This is a genomic window from Thermostichus sp. MS-CIW-34, from assembly GCF_054060435.1.
The window spans coordinates 1-1,647 of the sequence record NZ_JBSSDE010000069.1 but is presented as its reverse complement, the minus strand read 5'-3'; the positions used below and the strand labels follow the sequence as shown (position 1 = coordinate 1,647).

Here is a 1,647-nt window from a genome sequence, read left to right as displayed (position 1 = left end):
ACTTGGCTCATAAGTTCATTGTACTTCATCAAAGCGCATTCCTCCCGGCAGTGACCCTACGGGTACAGTGCGGGGCTCCTGCGATTTCTAGCTGAAAGGTCTTTCTTGTTACACTCCATGTCGCTTCTTAAGCTTTTCCCAAGATTAGGTGTTAGGAAGGAACAAGCAGCAATGGCTCCTACGGTTGGACCTACGGTCCGCTTCCGCGAACGAGCGCACGGCAATCCCGGCTGCTGAAACGCCAACCCTTGGCTTTAATGCTACGCATCGCTAACGCGACTGGACTTTGGCCTATGCAGACTTCGCCAGACCTCACCTCCGCTCGTTCTGTCATTCGCCTGCTGCTGTTCGCCAAGAGTCGAGCTGTTGTTGCCGAGCTTGAGGAGCATCTGCGCCAGCACATCCAGGGGTTGCCCGGCCAATACCCTGCTCAACTGGAAGTGGTGCCGCTGGAGGAGCACCCCTACCTGGCAGAGCATTACAAGCTGGTGGCCACTCCGGCTCTGGTCAAGGCTGAGCCCTTGCCCGCTCAAGTTTTGGCGGGCGCAGACTTGGCGACGCAGTTGGAAGTGTGGTGGCCTCGTTGGCAAGGCCAAGCGGCTTTGGCCGCCCATCAAGAAGGAGCAGGACGGGATCCCGCCTCCCCTCCGACCACCGAGGCGCTGTTGCAAATGTCGGAAGAGGTGTTTTTGCTGCGGCAGGAGCGGGCCCAATTGCGGGAGCAGTTGGACTTCAAAGATCGCGTTCTGGCCATGCTGGTGCATGATTTGCGCAGCCCCCTGACGGCCACGGCTCTGGCGGTCGAAACCCTGCAGCAGGGGCGGGAGGGATCCCTGGACAAAGCCCTGGAGCGGCAGTTGTTCGATCACGCCCGCCAGCAACTGCGCAAGATGGACAGCATGATCACCGATATCCTGGAGTCGGCCCGTGGCGCTGCCTCGGAGCTGAGGATTCGAGCCGTAGAAACCCAGTTGCCCGGCTTGTGTCAGGCGGTGATCGAGGAGCTATGGCCGCGCATTCAAGGCAAGCGGCTGCAGTTTCAAGCGGATATTCCCGTGGATCTGCCCTCTGTTCACGTGGATCCCGACAAGATCCGCCAAGTTCTGTTCAACCTGCTGGACAACGCCATCAAGTACACCCCTGCCGGGGGATCCATCCGCCTCGATGTCCTCCATCGCACCAGCCAAAAGGTGCAGGTGACCGTCAGCGATACTGGCCCTGGGATCCCGGAAGCCGACCAAGAGAGCATCTTCTCCGATTCTGTCCGTCTGTCCCGGGATCAACAGCAGGAGGGCTATGGCATCGGCCTTTCCCTCTGCCGACGGATCGTGCGCGCTCACTACGGCCAGATTTGGGTGGAGTCTTCCTTGGGCAAAGGCAGCAGCTTTCATTTCACTTTGCCCGTGTATCGGCTCTGCAAGGGCTAGCCGGGAGCTGGCTCCCCATGGGTGTAAACTACCCGACCCTGACTACTTCGCAGTACAGGGCGGGCTTAAGGCCTCCGGCCCGCTGGCGCGAACGGTAGCCCTGCAGTTGGCAAGCCAACCACGGACCTCTAGGCTGGTTTACGGCAGCCCCAAGTTTGGCAATCATGTTGGCCCCATTCCAGTCCGCATCCCCTTCCCATCCACAGTGCCCACACTTGAA

1 protein-coding gene and 1 pseudogene are annotated in these 1,647 nt (G+C 59.8%); one reads left to right on the top strand and one right to left on the bottom strand.

What is annotated here, in order from left to right; genetic code table 11:
• Window positions 1-293 precede the first annotated feature (293 nt).
• Window positions 294-1,427, top strand: a complete 1,134-nt coding sequence (locus tag ACVWYY_RS14440) for a histidine kinase (RefSeq protein WP_457404366.1) — start codon at window positions 294-296, stop codon at window positions 1,425-1,427.
• A gap of 28 nt (window positions 1,428-1,455) precedes the next feature.
• On the opposite strand, the pseudogene ACVWYY_RS14435 reads toward ACVWYY_RS14440, so the two are convergent.
• Window positions 1,456-1,647: pseudogene (locus ACVWYY_RS14435) on the bottom strand (RNA-guided endonuclease TnpB family protein); the annotation flags it as partial.